The sequence below is a fragment of the Melissospora conviva genome (genome assembly GCF_049523535.1).
Lineage (GTDB): Bacteria > Actinomycetota > Actinomycetes > Mycobacteriales > Micromonosporaceae > Melissospora > Melissospora conviva.
Genome location: NZ_JBLLDT010000001.1, coordinates 487,068 through 509,365 on the forward strand (window position 1 = coordinate 487,068; position 22,298 = coordinate 509,365).

Genomic DNA, 22,298 nt, shown 5'->3' on the forward strand with positions numbered 1-22,298 from the left:
CTGGAAGCCATGTGCGGAAAGTTCGGCACATCATCGGCGTAGGTTCCACTACACCGCTGATGTGGCGGCATCCTCGGTCCGTGTTCTCCACATTGCTGTCCACAGGGTTTTCCACAGGGTGAGGCTGGGGGTGGTGAGGGGCGGCGGACAGGTCGAGCATCGGTGGGGTGGATGGGGGAAAGCTCGCCAGACGGCTCGGGTTGCTGCTGCGGCTGGAACGGCAGCGGCTCAGCCTGAGCCAGGCGGCGGTCGCGCAGCGGGCAGGTGTCGCACAGCAGGCGGTGTCGCGATTCGAGTCCGGCGGCACGGCCGCCACCTGTGCGGTGGTGGAGCGGCTCTTCGAGGCGATCGGGTGCCAGTTGCGGTTGGAGACCGAGCCCATCGACGCCGACCTGGACGGTGCGATGGAGCGCGCCGTAGATGACCGGGAAAGGGCTGCCGTATCTGCTTGACGGTCAGTTGGCGGCGGCGCTGCAGGGGGTTCCGGTCCGGCCGCGCTGTCTCGAGCTGGCTGTTGCCGAGGCGGACCTGGACCGACTCGCGGAGTGGGTTCTGGCGGCACCGAACTGGCTGCGCTGGTCCGAGCGGTGGCACGACTTCAGCAACCACGACATCGACCCCCGGCGCCCCGGCGAGCTGCGCTGGGGCACGCCGAGTGGAGAGATCCGTTTCCGGCTGTTACCGGTGCTCCCCGTCGGCCTGCGAATGTCACACAGCGGCCGGCGGGTGCGGGTGCGTCCCCTCCTCGAGCTGGGAGGCGATGATCCACAACTCGCAAGGATCATCGCCCGGGCCCGCGCCCGCACCGCAGTTGGATGATCCCCGCCCATAGCGCGGCGGGGGACCATCTGTCATGGAGTTGGCTACAGCATTGATGGTGTGCCGACCACACGCATGATGTTCCAGACTCTTTGAGAGTCACTTCCAGGGACGCCACGCTGTGCGGCGCCACCGGCAAGGCCGAGCCATGCGTCGACTCGGCCTTGCCGGGCGGGACGCAGCCCGACACGTGGGTCAGGTGATCGAGAGTGGGAACCAGCCGGCCCAACCGCTGGAGGAGTCCCACCAGGTGCTGTAGACGAGGCTGTCGGAGCCGACCGTGAAGAGGTCGATGTGATCGGCGTACCGCTGGATGGCCGCGACCTGGCCGCCGGGCTTGCCGACGCCGCCGGAGACGTTGAACCAGCCGGCCCAGCCGGTGGTGTCGTGCCACCAGGTGCTGTAGATGCGGTTGTCGGTGCCGATGGTGAACAGGTCCAGGTGGTTGGAGAAGCGGGCGATCGCCGTCACCGGGGAACCCGCCGAGGCGACGCCGCCGGAAACCTGGAACCAGTCCGCCCAGCCGCCGCGCAGGTTCCACCAGGTGGAGATGATCCGGCCGTCGGCGGCGGTGGTGAAGAGGTCGAGCTGGTCGGGGTGGCGGGCCACCACCGTTACGGTCGAGTCGGGGCGGCAGGTGGTCCGGCGGCCGATCGCGAACCAGGGCGACCAGCCGGAGCGTTCGTCCCACCAGCAGGACCAGACCCGGTTGTCGGTGCCGACGGTGAAGAGGTCCAGGTGCGAGCGGTACCGGGCGATCGCCGTCACGGTCGCCCCGTTCGCGGCGACGCCGCCGGAGACGTGGAACCAGTTGGCCCAGCCGGTGCGGACGTTCCACCAGGTCGCCATGGTCCGCCCGCGGGCGTCCGTGGTGAACAGGTCCAGGTGGTCGTCGTACCGGGACACCACGTTGACCGTCGAGCCGGGCCGGCAGACCAGGTCGCCGATGCGGAACCACGACGACCAGCCGGACGCCGCATCCCACCAGCAGGACCAGACCCGGTTGTCGGTGCCGACGGTGAACAGATCCAGATGCCCGGCGTACCGGGAAATCGATGTGACCGGCGAACCGGCGCCACCGGGTGAGGCGTAACCACCGGAGACGTGGAACCAGCCGGCCCAGCCGCTGCCCGGAGACCACCAGTCGCTCATGGTCCGCCCGTTGCTCGCCACCGCGAAAACGTCCAGGTGCTCCGGGTAACGGGCCACCACGCTGATCGGCGTACGGGCCCGCGCGGGCAGGGTCGAGAGCGGACCGATCCGGTTCCAGATCACCTGCCGGCAGACCCGGCAGAACGGTACGCCCAGCGCCTGCATCTTGCAGGAGTGCTCCGGCCGGTACGCCCCGCAGTGGTAGTAGTGCGCCCCCTCGAAGAGCCCCACCGTGCCGGCCGGGACCGGGCTGGGCCGGTTGTCGACCGTGGCGCAGTCCGGGTTGCTCATGGTCGGCAGCGCCGTCGCGGCCGCCACCGCCCAGCCCCACTTCAGGGAGGCACGGTTGGTGTTGACGGTGACGTTCGGCTCGCCCGGCTCGGTAGCGGGGTGATGGTCGTGGCCCGTCTCGTCGCCGCCCGCGTAATAGGCGTACTCGTCGGCCAGCCCGAACGCGGTGTGGCCCAGCTCGTGGATGGCGATCTCCGTCGCGCCACCGGCCAGCGAGTACGTGCCGACCGAGCCGCCGGCACCGCCGTACACCGTGGAGTTCACCACCACGATCGCCACCGTGAACTGCGGCACCTGCGCCGCCGCGACCTGCAGTGCAGTGGTGGCGTTGACCAGCAGCAGCCGGCGGATGCCGTTGCCGCCGAAGGTTGCGTCGAAATACGTACGGACGCTCGCGCCCGTGCCGCCCGCCGAGGCCGGATCGTCGGCGCCGCTGTCGGTGGAGGCCACGTTCACCCGGATCACGTTGATCGCCGGTGCCAGCTCGTCGAAGGGCGGAGTTGCCCGCAGCGCCGCCACGAAGTCGTCGGCCGCGGTGTTGAAAGCCGGCTGCTGCGCGTTGGTGAACCCCTCGGCGAGCAGCACGATGTTGAAGGCACGATCCCGGGGAGCCGCGCCGAAGACCTGAGTGTTGCCAAGCACGGTGCCGTCCGCAGTGGTCATGACCGGGACCTCCCGTCGTCCCGGTCCAGCGGGAAGCTGGCGATCTCGATGACGGCCGGCCCCGCGCCGACCCGCCACTCCGCGCCGGTCTCCCCGGCCTGCGGCCTTTCCCCGGTCCATGGCCGCTCGGCGGCCGCGCCGGCCGGCGGCTCCTCGGTGGCACGCGGGGCGGCACCCGGCACCCGGATCAGGCTCACGTGGTCGGCCTCCGGCGGCGCCGGTACGACCACGGTGAACGCGCCCTTCGCCTCCGGCAGTGTGACCCGCACGATCGGCGCCCCCGGCTCCTCCGGGAAGACCTCCGCGCTGGCCGTCATCGCCTCCGGCAGCCGTACGCGACTCAACGTCTCGTTGGCGGCGCCGCGCACCTCCACGTAATGGCCGGGCCGGTGCTCGCCGGCCAGGTCGAACCCGGTCACGGCGACGTTCACGCTCTGTTGACTTACGAGTCGGACGGCATCACCTTCGTACTCGAAGATCATGCGCACCGCCGGCGGTCCGGACGATGCCTCTGAGCTGCTCATTTGAGCCTCCTCGCGGGTTGGTGTGGTGCGAACGGTCCGCTCCGCACTCTCACGCGACAATCGATTTCCCGACACTTTCCGTAGTCAGTCACGCAGAGTCCGCTCACCAAGACCGGTTTGGTGCGGGTGTCCGGACGGTGCGAAGGCCGACGCCGACGCCAGCAGTCACGCGCCCGGCATGCTGGCCGCCGCGGCGGGAGGGTTGTCCGGGGACAGGCCAAGGGCTTGCGAAGACGCTCACACCATCAGCGAACAACACCACGGCCGGGCAGGGCCCGGACGGCGGGCTCGTCGGGCGGTGGAGTGAGCGGGTGCTCAGTCGACCGTGGGCAGTTTCGGGCCGAGGACGTCGTCGGCGTCGACGATGGTGTACGCGTACCCCTGCTCGGCGAGGAAGCGCTGGCGGTGGGCGGCGTACTCGGTGTCGATGGTGTCGCGGGAGACCACCGTGTAGAAGTGGGCCTGGCGCTGGTCGGCCTTCGGGCGCAGCACCCGGCCGAGGCGCTGGGCCTCCTCCTGGCGGGAGCCGAAGGTGCCCGACACCTGGATCGCCACCGCCGCCTCCGGCAGGTCGATGGAGAAGTTGCCGACCTTGGAGATGACCAGGGTGCGGACCTCGCCGGAGCGGAACGCGTCGAAGAGCCGCTCGCGGGCCTTGTTGGTGGTCGAACCCTGCACGATCGGCACGTCCAGGTACTCGCCCAGCTCGTGCAGCTGGTCGAGGAAACCGCCGATCACCAGCACCTGATCGTCGGGGTGCCGGTCGATCAGGGCCTTCACCACCGGCAGCTTCGTGCGCGCGGTCGCCGAGAGCCGGTAACGCTCCTCAGGCTCGGCCGTCGCGTACGCCATCCGCTCCGCGTCGGTGAGGGTCACGCGCACCTCGACACACTCGGCCGGGGCGATCCAGCCCTGCGCCTCGATGTCCTTCCACGGCGCGTCGTACCGCTTCGGGCCGATCAGCGAGAAGACGTCGCCCTCGCGGCCGTCCTCGCGTACCAGGGTGGCGGTCAGGCCGAGGCGGCGGCGGGCCTGCAGGTCCGCGGTGAAGCGGAAGATCGGCGCGGGCAGCAGGTGTACCTCGTCGTAGATGACCAGGCCCCAGTCCCGCGCGCCGAAAAGGTCCAGGTGGGTGAACGCGCCGCCGCGCCGCGCGGTCAGCACCTGGTACGTGGCGATGGTGACCGGGCGGATCTCCTTGCGCTCACCGGAGTACTCGCCGATCTCGTCCTCGGTCAGCGAGGTGCGCGCCACCAGTTCACGCTTCCACTGCCGGCCGGCGACGGTGTTCGTGACCAGGATCAGCGTCGTCGCCTTCGCCTGCGCCATCGCCGCCGCGCCGACCATCGTCTTGCCCGCCCCGCACGGCAGCACCACCACGCCCGAGCCGCCCGCCCAGAACGAATCAGCGGCCTCCCGCTGGTACGACCGCAGCGTCCACGGCTTGCCGCCGTTCTTGCCCGCCTCGGCCAGCTCGATCGGGTGTGCCTCACCGTCGACGTACCCGGCCAGGTCCTCCGCCGGCCAGCCCAGCTTCAGCAGTGCCTGCTTGAGCCGGCCCCGCTCCGAGGCGTGCACCGCGATCGTGTCGTCGTCGATCTTGCCGCCGAGCATTCCGGCGAGCTTCTTGCTCTTGGCGACCTCGATCAGCACCATCCGGTCCAGGCCGCGCAGGACCAGCCCGTGCACCGGATCGTTGGCCAGCTGCAGCCGGCCGTACCGGTCCATCGTCTCGGCGATGTCCACCAGCAGCGCGTGCGGCACCGGATAGCGGGAGAACTTGATCAGCGCGTCGACGACGCCCTCGGCGTCGTGCCCGGCCGCCCGGGCGTTCCACAACCCCAACGGCGTCAACCGGTACGTGTGCACGTGCTCCGGCGAGCGCTCCAGCTCCGCGAACGGGGCGATCGCCATCCGGCACGCCTGCGCCTGCGGGTGATCCACCTCCAGCAGCAGGGTCTTGTCCGACTGCACGATCAACGGCCCATCGTTCACGCCGGCCTCCCTCTCCAACTGCACACCACGACAACACTGCACACCACGACAACACTGCACACCGCGACAACACTGCACACCGCGACAACACTGCGCACCACGACAACACTGCACACCACGACAACACTGCGCACGGACGACCAACCAGTGTTGCACGCCCGGCGCCCGCCACTGGCCCGGTGCGGCTACCGGCAATCCCGGCGCAGTGACGTTCGCGGATGCGCCGCGGGGCTGACCTGGCCGTTCTGTGGCATCGTGTAGGTCTGACGCGGAACGGGGGGCGATCTTGGCCGAACGGGACACGACGATCACCGAGCTGCCGGAGCCCCGGCGACCGGCGCCGGTCGAGGCCGTCACGCCCACAGCCACCCCGCACCACCCCGGCCCAACCCGAACCAGCTCACCCCGAACCAGCTCGCCCCACGCCGGCTCGTCCCACGTCGGCTCACCTCATGCCGCGGGGGCGGAGCCGGAGGTCTCCGGGCTGACCGTGCTGGCGTACGGCATCGGTGGTCTCGGGCTCGCTGGCCGGTTCCTGCATCTCTGGCTGGTGCAGCAGAAAGGGCTCGTCGTGTCGGCCGGCGAGGTGCTCGGCATCACCTTCGCCGTGCTCCTCGGTGTCTCCGTGATCGGCACCGTCCGCCGCGCCCAGCGCCGGTGACCGCGCTACACCCCGGTCACCGGTCCGGGACGGCGGTGGTGATCCGGCTCAGGGCGAAGGTGTGCAGCATCTCGGTGCGCTCGTCCTCGGCGCGCAGGTAGCCCGCCCCGATCGAGACCGGCCGGACCAGCCGGGACGCGGTCGCGCCGTGCGCGTCGACGTACCCGACCCAGACCAGGGCCTTGTCGCGGATCGCCTGCTGGAGCACGGCGAGCGCCTCGGAATGGTTCGTCGGGGCACCGGCGGGCAGATCCGTGTCCCCGGTGCGCTTCGGGGTGATCTTTTCCTTCGCCCGGCGGGCGGCCTGGGTGACCGCGTCGCCGCGGCGGATCTGCTCCACCGCGCCGAGCAGCCGCGGTCTGCTCAGCCGCGGTGCGGCCAGCGGGTCGACGACCCGGCCAGCCACCGGGCCGCGCGCCGGTGCCCGGCGGGCCTTCGGCCGGACCAGCACCGCTGCCCCGCCGGCGTCCTCCTGCACGGGCGCATACCCGGCCTCGCGCAGCCCGGTCAGCATCCGGTGCAGCTGCAGGGGAGTCACCAGCACCGTCGGCGCCAGCCGGCGCAGCGCCAGCGACTCCAGTCGCCGGTCGGCGAGGACCTCGGTCAGCAGCGCCTCGTCGTCGCTGCGCACGTACGCCCCGGCCGAACCGACCCGCAGCCCACCGTGGCGGCGGGCCATGTCGTCGATGAGGTACGTCAGCCCCTGCGGGATCGGGGTGCGGGACCGGCGGGCGAAGAGCTCGTGCAGGTCCTGGGCGGTGTACCCGGTGTCCAGCGCCCGCCGCACACTCGCCGTCGTCACCCGGTGCACGCTCGCCCCGCCGGCGGACTCCCGTTCGGCGATGGTCTCCAACTCGGCGGCGAGGTCCGGCTCCGGCGGCCCGGGCACCACCACGCTCAGGTCGGCCTGGATCAGGAAGTGGTCGACCGGCGCGGGCAGGAGCGCGTCCAGCGCCTGTAGCGACCCGGCCTCGCCCTCGTCGAAGAAGCCGCGGCCGAGCGGGTCCTCCCGCGGCTCGGTGTCGGCGGCAGCGACCTCCTCGGCCAGCAGCAGCCGCCCGTACGAGGTCAGCGCCCCCAGGCCGGTCAGTCCCAGCGTCGCCGCCTCGGCCAGCACCTCCCGGTGCATCGCCGCACGGTGCCGGCTGCGGCGCGGGGCCGCCCACTCCACCCGGCGCAGCACCTCCTCCGCGCTCGCAGCGCCGCCAGGCTCCAACTCGGCCAGCACCGTCAACACGGTACGGCGGGCCGACGGCGCCCCGGCGCGCTCCACCTCCGGCGACAGCGGAGTGATCAGCCGGTCCCGCTCATCCCGGCGGCCGACCAGTCCCGCCTGGCGGGGCATGACGAGCCACGCCCGGATGAGCTGGTCCCAGCGGCGGGCCATCGACAGGCCCCGCCACAGCTCGTAACCCGCGGTCGGCATCACCTGCAGTTCCGGGCCGCCGCGGGTGACCATCGCCTGGTGCAGTTCGACCTCGGCGACGAGCCCGGCCGCCTGGCAGATCTCCAGCAGCAGCGCGGCGGCGCCCTCGTCCAGGCCGGTGTCGCGGGCCAGCCGCCGCAGGTCGCGGATGCCGATCCCGCCGGAGCGCAGCACCGCGGGCGGGTCGGTGGCGAGGTTCTCCAGCACCGCCTCGGCGTGCCGTACCGCCTCCATCACCTGGCCGGCGCCGGCGGAGTCGACCACCTTCGGTTCCCGGGCGGGCGAGAGCACCGGCGGCGGGGCCGGCTCGAGCGGCCCGAGGGGCCCGGTGTCGCGGCGCAGCAGCAGCCCCAGCTCGCGGGGAAGTTCCACCAGCGTGCCGCCGTTCTCGCCGGCGCCGATCGCGACGAGCAGGCCGTGGTCGACGAGCCAGCGCACCGGGGAACCGGTGGGGCTGCCGCCGTTGGTCAGGTCGGCGGGCAGGTCCGCCTCGGAGCCGGCGGGGACCGCGCGCAGGGCGGCGGTGGGCAGGGTGCCGACCGGCGGCCCGGCGGCGAGCCGGTCCAGGATCGCCCGCGCCGAGGGTGCCGCGGCGAGCAGGGTACGGCGCAGCCGGGGCGCGTCGGCGCAGAGCGCACCGGCGGTGGCGTCCAGGTCGGCGGCGGGCCGCCCCAGCCCCGCCGGGTACGGGCCGCAGACCTCGTCGGCGCCGGGAGCCACCCGCAGCTCGCCGTCGGGGCCGGGCACCAGCAGCAGGGCCCGCAGCCGCTCCAGCGCCGCCCGCACCGTCGCCGATTCGATCCGGTACGGCTTGCCGGTGGCGATCTCCAGCACCGCCCGGACCGAGGTGGTGTGGGTGCGCGGGTCCCGGGTGAGCCGGACCGCGTCGAGCACCAGCAGGTGGAACTGGTCGAGCCGGTCCAGGGCGCGCGCCACCGAGGCGCGGGACTGGGCGCGCAGCGCGAGCGCGGCGAAGTCGGCGGGGACCGGTACGACCAGGTCCGGCCGCAGCCGCAGCAGGTCGGCCAGCGACTCGTCGGGCAGCGTTCGGAGGTGGTCCGCGAGTGAGGTGCTCATCGTCTTTCCACGCTATCCGGCCCGGGCGCGTTCCGGCCCCGGGTGTCCGGGTCGGATCCGTCCGGCGGACTGGGATGATCTCGTACGATTCCCGGCGCCGGGGCCCGGTTCGATCCGGTTAGCCTGGGGATGCCAGCAGCCTCCACAGGGCTGACGACAACGCGGTCTTCGAACGAAGCAGAGGTTCTCACGTGCCTACCGGGCGAGTGAAGTGGTACGACGCGGCCAAGGGATACGGGTTCGTCACCAGCGACGAGGGCGGGGATGTCTTCCTGCCCAAGGGCGCGTTGCCGGCCGGGGTGGCCGAGGTGAAGGCCGGCCAGCGGGTCGACTTCGGCGTGGTGGACAGCCGTCGTGGCGCGCAGGCGCTGGGGGTGAAGCTGCTCGAGGCGCCCCCGTCGGTCGCCGCCGCCCGCCGCCGCCCCGCCGAGGAGCTCGTGCCGACGGTCGAAGACCTGATCAAGGTGCTGGAGAACGTGCGACCGCTGCTGGAGAAGGGCCGCTACCCCGACCGCAAGAAGGGGCAGATGATCGCTCAGGCGTTCCGCAAGATCGCCGAGGAGTTCGAGAGCTGAGGGGTCAGCCCGGCCGCCGCAGCCCGGCCCAGTAGCGCCTCCACCGCCGCGTACCCCTCGTCACCGAGCGCGGCGGTGAAGTCGTTGACGTAGAGGCCGATGTGGCGGTCGACCACCTCCAGCTCCATCTCCTGCGCGTGCGCCAGGACGTACTCGCGGCTCGCCGCCGGGTCGGCCCAGGCCTGCCGGACCGACTCACGGACCCATTCGGTCGCGGCGGCCGGGTCGACCGTGCCGCGGCGGGCCAGGATCGCGCCGAGCGGGATTGGCAGCCCGGTGTCGCGTTCCCACCACTCGCCGAGGTCGACCAGGGAGGTCAGCCCGTACCGCTGGTAGGTGAAGCGCGCCTCGTGGATGACCAGTCCGGCGTCGTACCGGCCGGCTGCCACCGCGGGCATGATCTCGTGGAACGGCACCACCTCGATGCGCGCCGGCGGCCGTTTCGCCGACCAGAGCCGGAAGAGCAGGTACGCGGTGGTCCGGTCGCCGGGGACGGCCACGGTCGCGCCGCTGAGGTCCTCGCGGTCGCCGCGGCCCAGCAGCAGCGGGCCGCAACCCCGGCCGAGCGCCCCGCCGCAGGGCAGCAGGTGGTACTTGTCCAGCAGCCAGGGCAGCGCCGCGTAGCTGACCTTCACCAGGTCGAAGGCGCCCCGCTCGGCGGCGGTGTTGGTCACGTCGACATCGGCGTAGGTGACCTCCACCGGTGGTGCGCCGGGCACCCGGCCGTGCACCAGCGCGTCGAAGACGAAGGTGTCGTTGGGACAGGGCGAGATCGCGAGGGAGAGCGCCACGGCAATACCGTAACCCCGCCGCGAGGACCGCCTCAGCGCAGTGCCGCCGCGGCGGCGGGCTCAGCGCAGTGCCGACGCGGCGGTGGTGAGGGCGGCGAGCGCCTCGGTGAGCCGCCACGCGCCGCGGTCGCGCGGCCCGATCGGGTTGGAGACGGTCCGCAGTTCGGCGAAGGGGACCCCGGCGAGCCGGGCGGCGACGGCCACGCCGTACCCCTCCATCGCCTCGGCGAGGGCGGCCGGGTGCCGCTCGGCGAGCCGTTGGGCGGAATCAGCGGTGCCGGTGACGGTGCTGACGGTGAGCACCTCGCCGAGGCGGGCGCCGGGCAGGGCCGCCCGCAGCGCGGCGAGCAGAGCCGGGTCGGCGTCGACCGCGATGTCACCGCCGAGCGCCTCGGCGGACATGCCCAGTTCGGTGACGGGCAGGAAACCCTGCGGGGACTCCGCGCCCAGGTCGGCGACGACGCTGCGGAGCGCGAGGACGGTCTCGGCGACCGCGGCCCGGCCGGTGAAGCCACCGGCGACCCCGGCGCTCACCACCGCCCGGTACGGCCGGCCGTCCGCCTCGGCCCGGGTCAGCAGCCGGGCGGTCGCGGCGGCGGCGAGGGCCGGTCCGACGCCGACGGCGGCGACGGTCACCTGGTCGCCGGTCAGCCCGGCCCGGACAGCCGCCGCCTCGGCGGGCACAGCGGTGATCACCAGCAGTTGGCTCATCAGATGGATTCTGGCTTGTCCTGCCCGGGCGGGACGGCACCGGGTCGCGCACCGCCCACCGGTGAGGGCCGGTAGATGTGGAAGGCCGGCTCGTCGTCGTCGAGCGCGGATTGCCCGGTTGTGGCGGGGGAGACCGGCGCCGCGGCGCGGGCGGCGTCGACGTCCCGGTCCTGGTCCGCGCTGGTGTCGCGGTCGCGGTCCGGGCTGGTGTCGTGGTCCCGGGTCGCGCTGGTGTCTCGGGCTGCGGCGGCCTCGCGCTCGCTCTCCGCGGCCTCGCGTTCCTGCTCCGCCCACTCCTCGTCGGTCAGCGCCGAGCCGCGCAGGGTCTGCCCGCGCAGCGTCACGGTGACCATCACGCAGCGGATCGCCGCCAGCGCGGCCACGCCGGCCGCCACCCCGACCCCGACGCGCCCGCTGACCGGGAGCAGTCCGAGTGCCCCGCCGGCGACGAAGGCGAGCATCAGCACCGTCTCGGAGTGGGCGAAAGAACTGGCCCGCAGGCGTTCCGGCAGCCGTTCGGCGATCGAGGCGTCCACGGCGAGCTTCGCCAGCCCGCTGACCAGGGCGGTGACCAGACAGAACGCGGCGACCGCCGGCAGCGAGAAGCGCACGGTGGCGAGCGCGCCGAGCAGCGTCGCCAGGATCATGCCGCCGGCCTGCAGGGCGGTGGGGCGGCGGATGCGCAGCCGGGTGCCGACGGCGGTGGCGAGGAAGGTCCCGGCGCCCAGGCCCGCGCCGACCACGCCGAGCGCGGCCTGCGCGCCGATGTCCCGCCCCGCCACCACCGGGGCGAGGTCACCGGCCTTCACGGCGAAGGCGAGAAAGAGCAGCAGGAAGCCGTAGCTGCCACGGGCCACGGCCGCGCCGACGAGGGTGGCGATCACCAGCCGTCCCTGCGGCCGGCCGCGGCCCAGCGGGCGCTCGCCACCGCGGCGCAGCAGGCTGCGCAGCGGATGGGGCACCGACTCCGGCGGGTCCGAGTCGGCACGGGGCGGCAGCCGCAGGGCGATCACCATGCCGACCACGAAGACCACCGCGGCGACGCGTACCGGCCATTGGGGGCCGAACCAGAACGCGGCCAGGCCGATCGGCGCGACGAGCGCTCCCGCGACGGTGCCGTAGAGGCTGGCGCGGGCGTTGACCTGGGAGAGCCCCAGCCCTTCGGGGAGCAGCCGGGGCACGGCCGCCGAGCGGGCCACCCCGTACGCGCGGGAGAGCGCCAGCACCCCGAAGGCCGCCGGATAGAGCCAGAGGTTGTCGAGGTTGCCGGAGATCGCCCAGGCCAGGAAGGCCCGGCCGAGCATGGTGACGGCCAGCGCGTACCGGCGGCCGTGGCGGAACCGGTCCAGCAGCGGCCCCACCACCGGCGCCAGCAGCGCGAAGGGCACCATCGTCACCAGCAGGTAGAGGGCGACCTTGCTGCGGGCCTCGCCGAGCGGGACGCTGAAGAAGATCGTGCTCGCCAGGCCGATGGCGATCAGGGTGTCGCCGGCGCAGGAGAGCGCGTGCAGATCGAAGAGGCGGACCATCCCGGCGTCGCCGCCGGCACCCCGGGTCCGGGCCTGCCCGGCGCCCCGGGTGACCCACCGGCCACTGCGGAGCGTGCCGCGCAGGAAGAGCCGCCCGGCCCGCAGACCGGTGCCGACGGTGCGTCCCAGCCATGATCGTCGGGACCCGGAGGAAGGCGCCATGGGGCTATCCTCACCCATCCGCACCACCTGTCGCGCCCTTCGACGCCAACACGTGTGGGAGTGCGTGGCGGCTGCGGATCGGCATAGGGAACAATGAACCGGTGACCAGGACTGCCGTTCGCGCCGCCCGTCTCGATCAGGTCTGTGCCGCCGCTGTCGAGGTGGCGCGCGCCGGCATCGGCGACGTCGACCCCGGCGACGTCGGCGAATACCTGCAGCCCGTCGCCGAAGGCGACCGTCTCGTCACCCATCTCTTCGAGTGCCGGATGGCCGGCTACCGGGGCTGGCGCTGGGGTGTGACCGTCACCCGGGTGCCCCGCAGCCGCGCCGTCACCGTCTGCGAGACGGTCCTGCTGCCCGGCCCCGACGCCCTGCTCGCCCCCGGCTGGGTGCCGTGGCACGAGCGGCTCAAGCCCGGTGACCTGGGCCCCGGCGACCTGCTCCCCACCCACGCCGAGGACGAGCGACTCGTCCCCGGGTACGTCCTCTCCGACGACCCGGCGGTCGAGGAGGTCTCCTGGGAGCTCGGGCTGGGCCGGCCGCGGGTCCTCTCCCGGGAGGGGCGCGCCGAAGCCGCCCAGCGCTGGTACGACGGGGACCACGGCCCCCACGCGGCGATCTCGGCAGCCGCTCCCGCCGCCGCCCGCTGCGGCACCTGCGGCTTCTATCTGCCCCTGGCCGGGGCGATGCGGCGGGCCTTCGGTGTCTGTGCGAACTTCTACGCCCCCGACGATGGCCGGGCCGTCAGCGCAGATCACGGCTGCGGCGCGCACTCCGAGGCGCTCGTCGAGTCGGCCGACACCGGCGCGGACGAGCTGCCGACGATCTACGACGACAGTGAGATCGAGTCCGTCCCGGTCAACCCGGCAGCCGGTTCGGTCCACACCGACGAGCCCGCCGAGCCGTACGGCCACTCCTGACCGGCCGCGCGGGCCGTACGGGGCTCTCTTCTGACCGGCCCCACACCGCCGGGCGGCTCGAAGATCGGCGGCGTCGGGCGGACTGGTTGGTCAATCAGCGGCGGCGTAATGAGAATCACGGCGACCCGCTAGGCCATTTCACACAGCGTTGACATTCCTGTTACTTGCCGTCGCCGGACCGGCGTGGAGACTTGAGCGAGTGGGTCTTCCCGAACCGAGATCGTGGTGGTCAGGATGCGCGGCGTCGGCGCCGGTTTGCGTCATGGCGCAGCATGACCGCCAGGCCCGGGAAACCGATCAGGAAGCCGGCAAGGCAGATCCAGAGCCAGTTCTCGTGACCCTGCGCGACCAGCCAGTCGCGCGAGGCGAACAGGACGAGACCGGCGATCGCCCACAGCACGAGCCCGGCGACGGCGAAGGGCACCATCGGTGGGTCGAGCGGCTCCGGCCGCGGCGCTTGCTCTTTCTGCACAGCGTGATGTTACTCGACCTTGCTTTTGCTGCCGGGTGTTGATCTGTAAGTATGCGCCGTCAACCCCCTGATCACTGCGAGGATCCGATGAGCCTAGCGCCGCCCGAGGCGGGCACCGACGCCCCCGAAGCTCCCACCCCCAAGAACAGTTTTGACCGCTTCTTCGAGATCACCAAGCGCGGCTCGACGATGAGCCGGGAAGTCCGCGGCGGTCTCGCCACCTTCTTCACGATGGCCTACATCGTGGTGCTGAACCCGCTCATCCTCGGCAGCGGTGTCGACGGTGACGGCGTCTCGCTCTCCATCCCCGCCATCGCTGCCGCGACCGCCCTGATCGCCGGTCTGATGACGATCCTGATGGGCGTCGTCGGCCGGTTCCCGCTCGCGCTCGCCGCGGGTCTCGGCGTCAACGCGATGGTCGCCTACGAGATCGCGCCGAACATGACCTGGGCCGACGCGATGGGCCTGATCGTCATCGAGGGTGTGCTGATCACCATCCTGGTGCTCACCGGCCTGCGTACGGCGGTCTTCAAGTCCGTCCCGACGCAGCTCAAGACCGCCATCGGCGTCGGTATCGGTCTCTTCCTCGCCCTGATCGGCCTCGCTGACGCCGGCTTCGTCAAGGCCGGCGCGGGCACGGTCACCACGCTGAGCGACACCGGCAGCATCGCCACCTGGCCGCTGCTGGTCTTCGTGCTCGGCCTGATCCTCACCGTGATCCTGGTCGCCCGCAAGGTCAAGGGCGCGATCCTGATCGGCATCTTCTCCACCACCGTGCTGGCGATCATCGTCGAGGCGATCGCCAAGGTCGGCTCCGGCGCGGAGAACCCGGGCGGCTGGGCGCTGAACGTGCCGAAGCTGCCCGCGCTGGGCGAGGTCGTCGGCATGCCCGACCTGTCGCTGCTGGGCAACTTCAACGTGCTCAACTCGTGGAGCCGGGCCGGCTGGCTGGTCGTGCTGATGTTCGTCTTCACGCTGCTGATCACCGACTTCTTCGACACGATGGGGACGATGGTCGCCGTCGGTCAGGAAGGCGGCATGCTCGACGAGAACGGCACGCCGCCGCGGAGCAAGGAGATCCTGCTCGTCGACTCGATCGCGGCCGCCGCCGGTGGCATGGGTGGCGTCTCCAGCAACACCTCGTTCATCGAGAGCGCGGCCGGTGTCGGTGAGGGCGCCCGGACCGGTGTGGCGAACCTGGTCACCGGTTTCCTCTTCCTGCTGGCGATGTTCCTCGCCCCGTTGACCGCGATCGTGCCCTTCGAGGCCGCCTCGACGGCGCTGGTGGTCGTCGGCTTCCTGATGATGCTCGGCGTGAAGTCGATCGACTGGGACGACTACGAGATCGGCATCCCGGCGTTCCTGACGATCATCATCATGCCGTTCACCTACTCGATCTCGAACGGCATCGGCGTCGGCATCATCAGCTACGTGGCGATCAAGATGGCCAAGGGCAAGTTCCGGGACGTGCACGCGCTGCTCTACGGCGTCGCGGTGCTCTTCTGCCTCTACTTCGCCCGCGGGCCGATCGAGAGCCTCTTCAGCTGACGAACTCCCGGGGTCGACGGCCGCCACGGCCGCTCTGATCCGTACGGCCGAGACGGGCCGGGACCAGCGCACGCTGGACCCGGCCCGTTCTTCTTTCGCACCGCAGGGCCGGGTGAGCGTGGTCATATCCCATGTCGTTAGCCATGCTTATTAGTTAGGCTGGACGACGTGACGGAACGGACGACCGCGGTCGAGCAGGTGACGTCCGCGCAGCTGGCGAGCCGGGTGCGCAGCGCGCTCACCCGCCTCAGCCGGCGGATCCGGCAGGCCCGTCCGGTCGGCGACCTGACCATGACGCAGCTGTCGGCACTGACCAGCCTCCAGCTGGCCGGCGCGCTGACGCCGCGCGAACTTGCCGACACGGAACGGGTCCGACCGCCCACGATGACCAGGATCATCGCGAAGCTGGAGGAGCGCGGCCTCGTCGGCCGCTCGCCCCATCCGACCGACGGCCGGCAGGTCATCCTCGCCCCGACACCGGGGGCGGAGGAGGTCCTCGACCGGTTCCAGCGCGCACGCGACAACTGGCTCGCCGAACGCCTCGCCGAGCTCACCGCCGCCGAGCGCGAGACGCTGCGGGACGCCGCGGAGATCCTGCACCGGGTGGTCGACGCCGACCGACGGTGACTCCGACCGGGTCCGTCACGTCGCCCGAGACGACCGTACGACCCGAGGAGGCGCACCCCGAGGTGCAGGCAAAGTTCAAGACCATCTTCCAGTCCCTGACGGTTCGCAACTACCGACTCTTCGCCACCGGACAGCTGATCAAGATGATCGGCGTCTGGATGATGTTCATCGCGCAGGACTGGCTGGTACTCGAACTCACCGACAACTCCGCGAGCGCGCTCGGTATCGTCACCGCCCTGCAGTTCACCCCGGTGCTGCTGCTCAGCCTCTTCTCCGGACGGCTCGCCGACCGGTACGACAAGCGGATCCTGCTGCTGATCGCGAACATCTTCTGGACCGTCCTGGCCATCGGCATGAGCGTGCTGGTCGTCACCGACCTGGTCCAGCTCTGGCACGTCTTCGGCTTCGCGGTGCTGCTCGGTGTCGCCAACGCCGTCGAGACCCCGGTCCGGCAGTCGTTCGTCTCCGAGATGGTCGGCACGTCGCTGCTGCCCAACGCGCTCTCGCTCAACTCGGCCACCTTCAACACCGCCCGCATCGTCGGGCCGGCGCTGGCCGGTGTCGCGATCGCGCTCTTCGGCCTCGGCCCGGTCTTCGTGGTCAGTGCGGTCAGTTCGATCGCGCCGCTGCTGAACCTGGTGCGGATGCGCCCGGCGGAGCTGTACCGGGCCGAGCAGGTCGCCGGGGCCGAGAAGGACGCGGCGAAGATCATGGATGGCCTGCGCTACGTCTGGCGCCGGGGCGACCTGCTGCTGCCGATGGCGCTGATGCTGGTGGTCGGGATGACGCTGTTCAACTTCCAGATCACCCTCGCCGCGCTGGCCAAGACCGTCTTCAACACCGGTGCGGCGTCCTTCGGTCTCTTCACCACCTCGCTCGCCACCGGCTCACTGATCGGCGCACTGGCCAGCGGCAGCCGTCGTGGCCGCCCCTCAGCCTGGATCGTGCTCGGCTCCGCGGTCGCCTGCTCCTCCTTCGCCATCCTGGCCGGGCTCGCGCCGGCGTACTGGCTGGTGGTGGCGCTGCTCCTGCCGACCGGATTCTTCATGATCTACTTCGCGCAGGCGGCCAACCAACGGGTCCAGCTCGGTGTCGACGCCGCCTTCCGCGGCCGGGTCATGTCGCTCTGGGTGCTGGTCTTCGTCGGCACCAACCCGGTGGGCGCCCCGGTCGTCGGCTGGGTCGCCGAGCACTTCGGCGCCGGCTCGGCCATCTGGGGCGGCGGACTGGTCTCGCTGCTCACCGCCGCCGCCGCCCTGGCCTGGCAACTGCACCGCACCGGATCGCGGCTGCGGCTGCGGCTGGTGCCGCGTCCCCGCTTCTACGTCGTCCCATCCGGGGGCTGACCCGCCGGCGGGGGCATCGTCGGCCGGCAACGCCGCGTTGCAGCTGCCCCGCGGGGGCCGGTTTATCCAGTGGGATGGATGTTCCCGCGGCGTCGGCCAAACCGGTAGCGGCGCCCTGCGGCGGCATCTAGCGTCGGATCCGTGGACTTCCTGCAAGGGCTGGGGCTGGCCCTCGCGCTGCTCACGCTGGCGTGCCTGCCGGCGGTGCTCGTGCTGATCGTCTGCGCCGACGAGCTGACCGACCGGATCGTCTGCGGCTACGGGGCCTGGCGGAAGCGGCGCGCCGAACGGCGTACGATCGCCCGCCTGGACCGGGCCATCGAGGTGGAGTCCTTCGCCCGGGACCTTGACCTGCGCGAGTTCGACCGCCCGGACCGGCGCTGCATCGAGCAGATCGCCGCGGACCTGTGGCGGCTCGGCGGGCAGCGCCTGGGCACCGGCCGCTCGGCGGTCTGGCAGAGCGCGGTGCTGCGCGCCTACGATGACCGGCTCAAACTCGCCAGCCACTGCCTCGGGGTGGCCGAGCATCTCGACGATCTGAGCGGAGTCGACCTGGTGATCGAACGGATCCGTGTCGAGGGGGAGCTCCAGGCGGCCGGCCTCGCGCTGCCCGCGGCCCGCGGCGAACAGCACCCCCGCTACCGGTGAGACTCTTCGTCGCGCTCTACCCGCCGCCGCCGGTACGCGAACACCTGACGGCGCAGGTGTCCCGGCTCGTCGTCGGCACCGCCACGGCAGCCGGGCTCAACGTGCGGCTCGCGGACCCGGAGAACCTGCACCTCACCCTGGCCTTCCTCGGCGAGGTCGACGACGCCCGGCAGCCCGACGTGGAGGCGGCGCTGGCGCAGGCCGTAGCCGACCGCCGCCGCTGGGCACCGAGTATCCCGATGGTCCAGGTCGGCGGCGGTGGACGGTTCGGCCGCGGGCCCGCCACGGTGCTCTGGGCCGGGCTGCGTGGCGACGTGGAAGGGCTGAACGTGCTCAGCCGGCTGGTCCGCGTCCAGCTGCGCCAGGGCAGGCTGCCCTTCGACGACAAGCCGTTCCGGCCGCACCTGACAATCGCCCGCCCCGGTGACCGGATCGACGCCGAAGGGCTCGCCGCCGACCAGGCGGCACTCGACAACTACGAGGGACCGCTCTGGCCGGTCACCACGATGTCACTGGTGAGCAGCCGGCTCGGTCCGCACCCCCGCCACGACCGGCTGGCCAGCTGGTCGCTCTGACCCGAGGTCGCGGGAAGGTCAGGAGGACTCGCGGGCCGCCGGGCCGCTGCCGAAGAGGACGTCGTCCCAGCTGGGCAGCCGCTTGCGCGGACGCCCTTCGGTCTCGGGGCTCTCGCCGGCGGGTGGTGCCGTACGGCGGGGCCGCAGCACCGCCAGCGACGGCACGGCGGGGATCTCCTTCGGCTGATCGGCGTCCTCGTCGAAGGCGGAACCCTGGCCGCCGCCGAGCAGCGCCGCGGCGCCGCCCATCGCCGGACGCGGCCGGGGCGTCTCCTGGCCGGCGGCGGCGGTGGCGTCGAGGCTGCGCCCGCTGCTGGACAGCGGCCGGTCGAGGGAGGCGAGCAGGGCGTCGCGGCCGGCGCGGATCGGGTCGCGGCCGGCGCGTACCGGATCGCGACCGGGACGCGGCTGGTCGGAGGCGGCGGTGGGCAGCCCGTGTCCACTGCGGCCCGATTCCCCGCGCGACGGGGCCGGCAGGGTGTGGCCGTGCCGCTCCGGGCCGGGCTCCTGGCCGAGCAGCGGCGCGGGGCGCTCGGCGCAGAGGTACTGCGCCATGTCGTCGTGCGGGGTGACGACCTGCCGGCTCTTGTCGAGGTCCCAGACCGCCTGCGCGGTGGCCTTGCCCGACGGCCAGGTGGCGATGATGCGCCAGGTCCCGTCGTCGCGGCGGTACGCGTCCCAGGAGATCTTCTCGGTGTCGATGCCGTGCTGACCGAGACGGTTGTCGACCACCTCGGCGAGCGGCGCGCCCTTCTCGGAGGTCTTCAGGCGGGTCCGGCGGGCGTGCTGGGCGAGCATCGCCCGCTCCTGCAGGACCGGGCCGGCGTAGCGCAGCACCCGGTCGACCGGCACACCGGCGATGCGGGCCACGTCGTCGGCCGACTCGCCGGAGCGGATCCGGGCCTGGATGTCGCGGGGCGAGAGTGACGGGGCGGGATCGCTCGCCGACGCGGGCACCTGGACCGGGTGGCTGCCCGGTTCGGAGTGCATCGCCGTGGAGATCCGCTCGTCGATGGGGAGGGCGAGGAGCCGTCCCACCTCGTCGGCGAGAACCAGCGCCTGGCCGTCCTCGGAGAGGGCGACGAAGCGTACTGGGCGCATGTCGTTGCCTCCGTCCCGCGTCGCTGGCCGCACGCCGCGAGTCGGGTCACCCGGGCGCCTTCTGCGAACACGGTACGCCCATCGGCCGTCCGGCGCGTGGATGCCACGCCCGCATTTCCGGGGTTGAGCTGGGTTGATCGATCACATCGGCCGGTCCCGCGGCACTGCCCCGGGACCGGCCGGCGCGCGTCTGCTACAGCTGTGTGATCACGTGGTCGATGCTCGCGGTGAGCGCCTCGACGTCGGCGGGGTCGATCGCCGGGTAGAGGGCGACCCGCAACTGGTTGCGGCCGAGCTTGCGGTACGGCTCGGTGTCCAGGATGCCGTTGGCGCGCAGCGCCTTGGCGATCGCGGTGGCGTCGACATCCTCGGCGAAGTCGATGGTGGCGACCACGTTGGAGCGCAGCCCCGGGTCGGTCACGAACGGCGTCGCCACATCGGAGCGCTCGGCCCAGCCGTAGATGATGCCGGCGCTCTCGGCGGTGCGCTTGGCGGCCCAGGCGAGCCCGCCCTGGGAGTTCATCCAGTCGGTCTGCTCGGCGGCCAGGAAGATGGTCGCCAGCGCCGGAGTGTTGTAGGTCTGCTCCAGCCGGGAGTTGTCGATGGCGGTGACCAGGTCGAGGAAGCCCGGGATGTAGCGGCCGGACTCCTTGATCTCGGTGGCCCGGGCCAGCGCGGCCGGGGACATCAGGGCCAGCCAGAGGCCGCCGTCGGAGGCGAAGCACTTCTGCGGGGCGAAGTAGTAGACGTCGCTCTCGGCCACGTCGACGTCCAGGCCGCCGGCGGCGGAGGTGGCGTCGACCAGCAGCAGCGCGCCGGGGTCGGCGCCGGCGACCCGCTTGACCGGGACCGCGACACCGGTGGAGGTCTCGTTCTGCGGCAGGGCGTAGGCGTCCACACCGGCCTCGGCGATCAGCGCGGGGGCGCTGCCGGGCTCGGCCTTGCGGATCGTCGGCTCACCGAGGAAGGGGGCCTGCGCGACCGACTTGGCGAACTTGGCGCCGAACTCGCCGAAGCTGGCGAACTGCGCCCGGTCGCGGATCAGGCCGAAGGTCGCGACCTCCCAGAAGGCCGTGGTGCCACCGTTGCCGAGCACCACCTCGTACCCCTCGGGCAGGGAGAAGAACTCGGCGAGGCCGCGGCGCAGCCGGGCGACCTGGTCGCGCACGGTCTTCTGCCGGTGCGAGGTGCCGAGGAAGTCGCTCGCGACGTCGGCGAGCGCGGAGACCGCCGCCGGCTGGATCTTCGAGGGGCCACAGCCGAATCGGCCGTCGACCGGCTTGAGCTCGTCGGGAATCCGGATTGTCGTTGGGTCAGCCACGGTACGAAGATCCTTCCGGGTGGTCCGTGCGGCACGGCGGGCGAAGATCGAGACAGCGTCGCCGTGGCCCCCAGTTTCGCACCCGCAGCACCCCGCGGGGTTGTCGGAGGCCACCGGATCGGTGAGTCCTCGCACACATCCGCCGCCACGCTCGCGAACGCACGAGCCCCCGCCCGGTGAAGCCGGACGGGGGGTCGGTGCTGCGGTGGAGGCCCTACTGGCCGTGCGGGATGGCCTCCCAGCCCTCGACCTCCTGCGGCTTGCGGGTCGCCGGGCCGACGTAGCGCGCCGACGGGCGGATCAGCCGCTGCAGGCGCTTCTGCTCCATGATGTGGGCGCTCCAGCCGCCCATCCGGGCGCAGGTGAACATCGAGGTGAACATGTGCGCCGGCACCTCGGCGAAGTCGAGCACCACGGCCGACCAGAACTCGACGTTGGTGGCGAGCACCCGGTCGGGCTTGCGGGCGTGCAGCTCCGCCAGCGCCGCCTTCTCCAGCGCCTCGGCGATCTCGTACCGCGGGGCGCCCAGTTCCTTGGCGGTGCGCCGCAGCACGCGCGCCCGCGGGTCCTCGGCCCGGTAGACCCGGTGACCGAAGCCCATCAGCCGCTCGCCGCGGTCCAGCACGCCCTTGACGTACCCCTCGGCGTCGCCGCTGCGCTCGACCGCCTCGATCATGTGCAGCACCCGCGACGGCGCGCCGCCGTGCAGCGGGCCGGAGAGGGCGCCGATGCCCGACGAGATGCAGGCCGCGGCGTCCGCGCCGGTGGAGGCGACCACGCGGGTGGTGAAGGTGGAGGCGTTCATGCCGTGCTCGGCGGCGGAGATGAAGTACGCGTCGACTGCCTTGACGTGCCGCGGGTCCGGCTCACCGCGCCAGCGCTTCATGAAGCGCTCCACGATCGTGGAGGCCTTGTCGATCTCCTTCTGCGGCACGGCCGGCAGCCCGAGGCCGCGGGCCGACTGGGCGACGAAGGAGAGCGCCGTCACCGAGACCCGGGCGAGGTCGGCGCGGGCCTGCTCGTCGCTGATGTCCAGCAGCTGCTCCAGCCCCCAGTACGGCGCCAGCATCGCCACCGCCGACTGCACGTCCACCCGGATGTCACCGGAGTGCACCGGTACCGGGAACGGCTCCGCCGGCGGCAGACCCGGGCCGAAACGGCCGTCGACCAGCAGCGCCCAGACGTTGCCGAAGGAGACCTGGCCGATCAGGTCCTCGATGTCCACGCCGCGATAGCGCAGCGAACCGCCTTCCTTGTCGGGCTCGGCGATCTGAGTCTCGAAGGCGATGACGCCTTCCAGTCCCGGCTTGAAATCGGCCATCTCGTCTTCTCCTGGGTCTCGGTCAGTCCGCGCACCGGCGCCA

General features: G+C 72.3%; 21 protein-coding genes. 10 read left to right on the forward strand and 11 right to left on the reverse strand.

What is annotated here, in order from left to right; translation table 11 throughout:
• The first annotated feature begins 167 nt into the window (after positions 1-167).
• Positions 168-452, forward strand: a complete 285-nt coding sequence (locus ACK8GG_RS02455) for a helix-turn-helix domain-containing protein (protein WP_440355428.1) — start codon at positions 168-170, stop codon at positions 450-452.
• The gene (locus ACK8GG_RS02460; RefSeq protein ID WP_440354246.1) at positions 421-819 is read left to right on the forward strand and encodes a hypothetical protein; all 399 of its coding nucleotides are present in this window, start codon (positions 421-423) and stop codon (positions 817-819) included. Before ACK8GG_RS02455 ends, ACK8GG_RS02460 begins: the two co-directional genes overlap by 32 nt.
• 195 nt (positions 820-1,014) lie before the next feature.
• Here the strand turns inward: ACK8GG_RS02460 and ACK8GG_RS02465 are convergent, their stop codons facing one another.
• The 3 genes from ACK8GG_RS02465 to ACK8GG_RS02475 all read right to left on the reverse strand — a co-directional run bounded on the left by ACK8GG_RS02465 (position 1,015) and on the right by ACK8GG_RS02475 (position 5,444).
• A complete protein-coding gene (locus ACK8GG_RS02465; RefSeq protein WP_440355429.1) occupies positions 1,015-2,925 on the reverse strand; it encodes a M64 family metallopeptidase in 1,911 nt (636 codons plus the stop codon).
• A complete protein-coding gene (locus ACK8GG_RS02470; protein WP_440354244.1) occupies positions 2,922-3,449 on the reverse strand; it encodes a hypothetical protein in 528 nt (175 codons plus the stop codon). Before ACK8GG_RS02470 ends, ACK8GG_RS02465 begins: the two co-directional genes overlap by 4 nt.
• A gap of 315 nt (positions 3,450-3,764) precedes the next feature.
• Complete coding sequence (locus tag ACK8GG_RS02475; protein WP_440348465.1) at positions 3,765-5,444, reverse strand: DNA repair helicase XPB; 1,680 nt, start codon at positions 5,442-5,444, stop codon at positions 3,765-3,767.
• Positions 5,445-5,730: 286 nt separating this feature from the next.
• Here ACK8GG_RS02475 and ACK8GG_RS02480 point away from each other — a divergent pair, with 286 nt between their 5' ends.
• A complete protein-coding gene (locus ACK8GG_RS02480; protein ID WP_440355430.1) occupies positions 5,731-6,105 on the forward strand; it encodes a hypothetical protein in 375 nt (124 codons plus the stop codon).
• Positions 6,106-6,121: 16 nt separating this feature from the next.
• Here ACK8GG_RS02480 and ACK8GG_RS02485 read toward each other — a convergent pair whose 3' ends face one another.
• A complete protein-coding gene (locus ACK8GG_RS02485) occupies positions 6,122-8,608 on the reverse strand; it encodes a helicase-associated domain-containing protein (RefSeq protein WP_440355431.1) in 2,487 nt (828 codons plus the stop codon).
• Positions 8,609-8,799: 191 nt separating this feature from the next.
• Here ACK8GG_RS02485 and ACK8GG_RS02490 point away from each other — a divergent pair, with 191 nt between their 5' ends.
• Positions 8,800-9,183, forward strand: coding sequence for a cold-shock protein (locus ACK8GG_RS02490; RefSeq protein WP_440354241.1), 384 nt, complete (start codon positions 8,800-8,802; stop codon positions 9,181-9,183).
• Here the strand turns inward: ACK8GG_RS02490 and ACK8GG_RS02495 are convergent.
• From ACK8GG_RS02495 to ACK8GG_RS02505, 3 genes are read right to left on the reverse strand one after another with little or no spacing between them, the layout of a single operon-like run.
• Positions 9,144-9,974: a 1,4-dihydroxy-6-naphtoate synthase gene (locus ACK8GG_RS02495; RefSeq protein WP_440354240.1), complete on the reverse strand. Its 831-nt coding sequence runs from the start codon at positions 9,972-9,974 to the stop codon at positions 9,144-9,146. The two genes, ACK8GG_RS02490 and ACK8GG_RS02495, sit on opposite strands and share 40 nt — an antisense overlap.
• 60 nt (positions 9,975-10,034) lie before the next feature.
• Entirely contained in the window at positions 10,035-10,685 is a 651-nt protein-coding gene (locus tag ACK8GG_RS02500; protein ID WP_440355432.1) for a futalosine hydrolase, read from the reverse strand.
• Positions 10,685-12,376, reverse strand: coding sequence for an MFS transporter (locus tag ACK8GG_RS02505; RefSeq protein WP_440355433.1), 1,692 nt, complete (start codon positions 12,374-12,376; stop codon positions 10,685-10,687). The genes ACK8GG_RS02500 and ACK8GG_RS02505 overlap by 1 nt, the downstream gene beginning before the upstream one ends.
• Before the next feature lie 83 nt (positions 12,377-12,459).
• Here ACK8GG_RS02505 and ACK8GG_RS02510 point away from each other — a divergent pair, with 83 nt between their 5' ends.
• Complete coding sequence (locus tag ACK8GG_RS02510) at positions 12,460-13,296, forward strand: DUF3027 domain-containing protein (protein ID WP_440349204.1); 837 nt, start codon at positions 12,460-12,462, stop codon at positions 13,294-13,296.
• Between the two features lie 229 nt (positions 13,297-13,525).
• Here ACK8GG_RS02510 and ACK8GG_RS02515 read toward each other — a convergent pair whose 3' ends face one another.
• Positions 13,526-13,768 carry a DUF2530 domain-containing protein gene (locus ACK8GG_RS02515; protein WP_440348459.1) on the reverse strand — a complete coding sequence of 81 codons (243 nt, stop codon included), beginning with the start codon at positions 13,766-13,768 and terminating at the stop codon, positions 13,526-13,528.
• 87 nt (positions 13,769-13,855) lie between these two features.
• Between ACK8GG_RS02515 and ACK8GG_RS02520 the strand changes: the two genes are divergently transcribed.
• The 5 genes from ACK8GG_RS02520 (at position 13,856) to thpR (ending at position 18,512) form a co-directional block, all read left to right on the forward strand.
• Entirely contained in the window at positions 13,856-15,316 is a 1,461-nt protein-coding gene (locus ACK8GG_RS02520; protein WP_440348458.1) for an NCS2 family permease, read from the forward strand.
• Positions 15,317-15,484: 168 nt separating this feature from the next.
• Entirely contained in the window at positions 15,485-15,943 is a 459-nt protein-coding gene (locus tag ACK8GG_RS02525) for a MarR family winged helix-turn-helix transcriptional regulator (RefSeq protein WP_440354237.1), read from the forward strand.
• Between the two features lie 62 nt (positions 15,944-16,005).
• Entirely contained in the window at positions 16,006-17,289 is a 1,284-nt protein-coding gene (locus ACK8GG_RS02530; protein ID WP_440354236.1) for an MFS transporter, read from the forward strand.
• 141 nt (positions 17,290-17,430) lie between these two features.
• Positions 17,431-17,937, forward strand: a complete 507-nt coding sequence (locus ACK8GG_RS02535; protein ID WP_440355434.1) for a hypothetical protein — start codon at positions 17,431-17,433, stop codon at positions 17,935-17,937.
• Complete coding sequence (thpR, locus tag ACK8GG_RS02540) at positions 17,934-18,512, forward strand: RNA 2',3'-cyclic phosphodiesterase (protein ID WP_440355435.1); 579 nt, start codon at positions 17,934-17,936, stop codon at positions 18,510-18,512. The genes ACK8GG_RS02535 and thpR overlap by 4 nt, the downstream gene beginning before the upstream one ends.
• A gap of 18 nt (positions 18,513-18,530) precedes the next feature.
• Here thpR and sepH read toward each other — a convergent pair whose 3' ends face one another.
• The 3 genes from sepH to ACK8GG_RS02555 form a co-directional block, all read right to left on the reverse strand.
• On the reverse strand, positions 18,531-19,613 hold the full coding sequence (gene sepH, locus ACK8GG_RS02545) for a septation protein SepH (protein WP_440348453.1): 1,083 nt from the start codon (positions 19,611-19,613) through the stop codon (positions 18,531-18,533).
• Between the two features lie 193 nt (positions 19,614-19,806).
• On the reverse strand, positions 19,807-20,934 hold the full coding sequence (gene serC, locus ACK8GG_RS02550) for a phosphoserine transaminase (RefSeq protein WP_440354232.1): 1,128 nt from the start codon (positions 20,932-20,934) through the stop codon (positions 19,807-19,809).
• Between the two features lie 214 nt (positions 20,935-21,148).
• Positions 21,149-22,255 (reverse strand): citrate synthase 2, encoded by a 1,107-nt coding sequence (locus ACK8GG_RS02555; protein ID WP_440348451.1) that lies wholly within the window; start codon positions 22,253-22,255, stop codon positions 21,149-21,151.
• Between the last annotated feature and the right edge of the window lie 43 nt (positions 22,256-22,298).

Coding starts and splice junctions, on each gene's coding strand:
- ACK8GG_RS02460 (WP_440354246.1), top strand. CDS start 421: ATGACCGGGAAAGGGCTGCCGTATCTGCTTGACGGTCAGTTGGCGGCG.
- ACK8GG_RS02465 (WP_440355429.1), bottom strand. CDS start 2,925: ATGACCACTGCGGACGGCACCGTGCTTGGCAACACTCAGGTCTTCGGC.
- ACK8GG_RS02470 (WP_440354244.1), bottom strand. CDS start 3,449: ATGAGCAGCTCAGAGGCATCGTCCGGACCGCCGGCGGTGCGCATGATC.
- ACK8GG_RS02485 (WP_440355431.1), bottom strand. CDS start 8,608: ATGAGCACCTCACTCGCGGACCACCTCCGAACGCTGCCCGACGAGTCG.
- ACK8GG_RS02500 (WP_440355432.1), bottom strand. CDS start 10,685: ATGAGCCAACTGCTGGTGATCACCGCTGTGCCCGCCGAGGCGGCGGCT.
- ACK8GG_RS02505 (WP_440355433.1), bottom strand. CDS start 12,376: ATGGCGCCTTCCTCCGGGTCCCGACGATCATGGCTGGGACGCACCGTC.
- ACK8GG_RS02520 (WP_440348458.1), top strand. CDS start 13,856: ATGAGCCTAGCGCCGCCCGAGGCGGGCACCGACGCCCCCGAAGCTCCC.
- sepH (WP_440348453.1), bottom strand. CDS start 19,613: ATGCGCCCAGTACGCTTCGTCGCCCTCTCCGAGGACGGCCAGGCGCTG.
- ACK8GG_RS02555 (WP_440348451.1), bottom strand. CDS start 22,255: ATGGCCGATTTCAAGCCGGGACTGGAAGGCGTCATCGCCTTCGAGACT.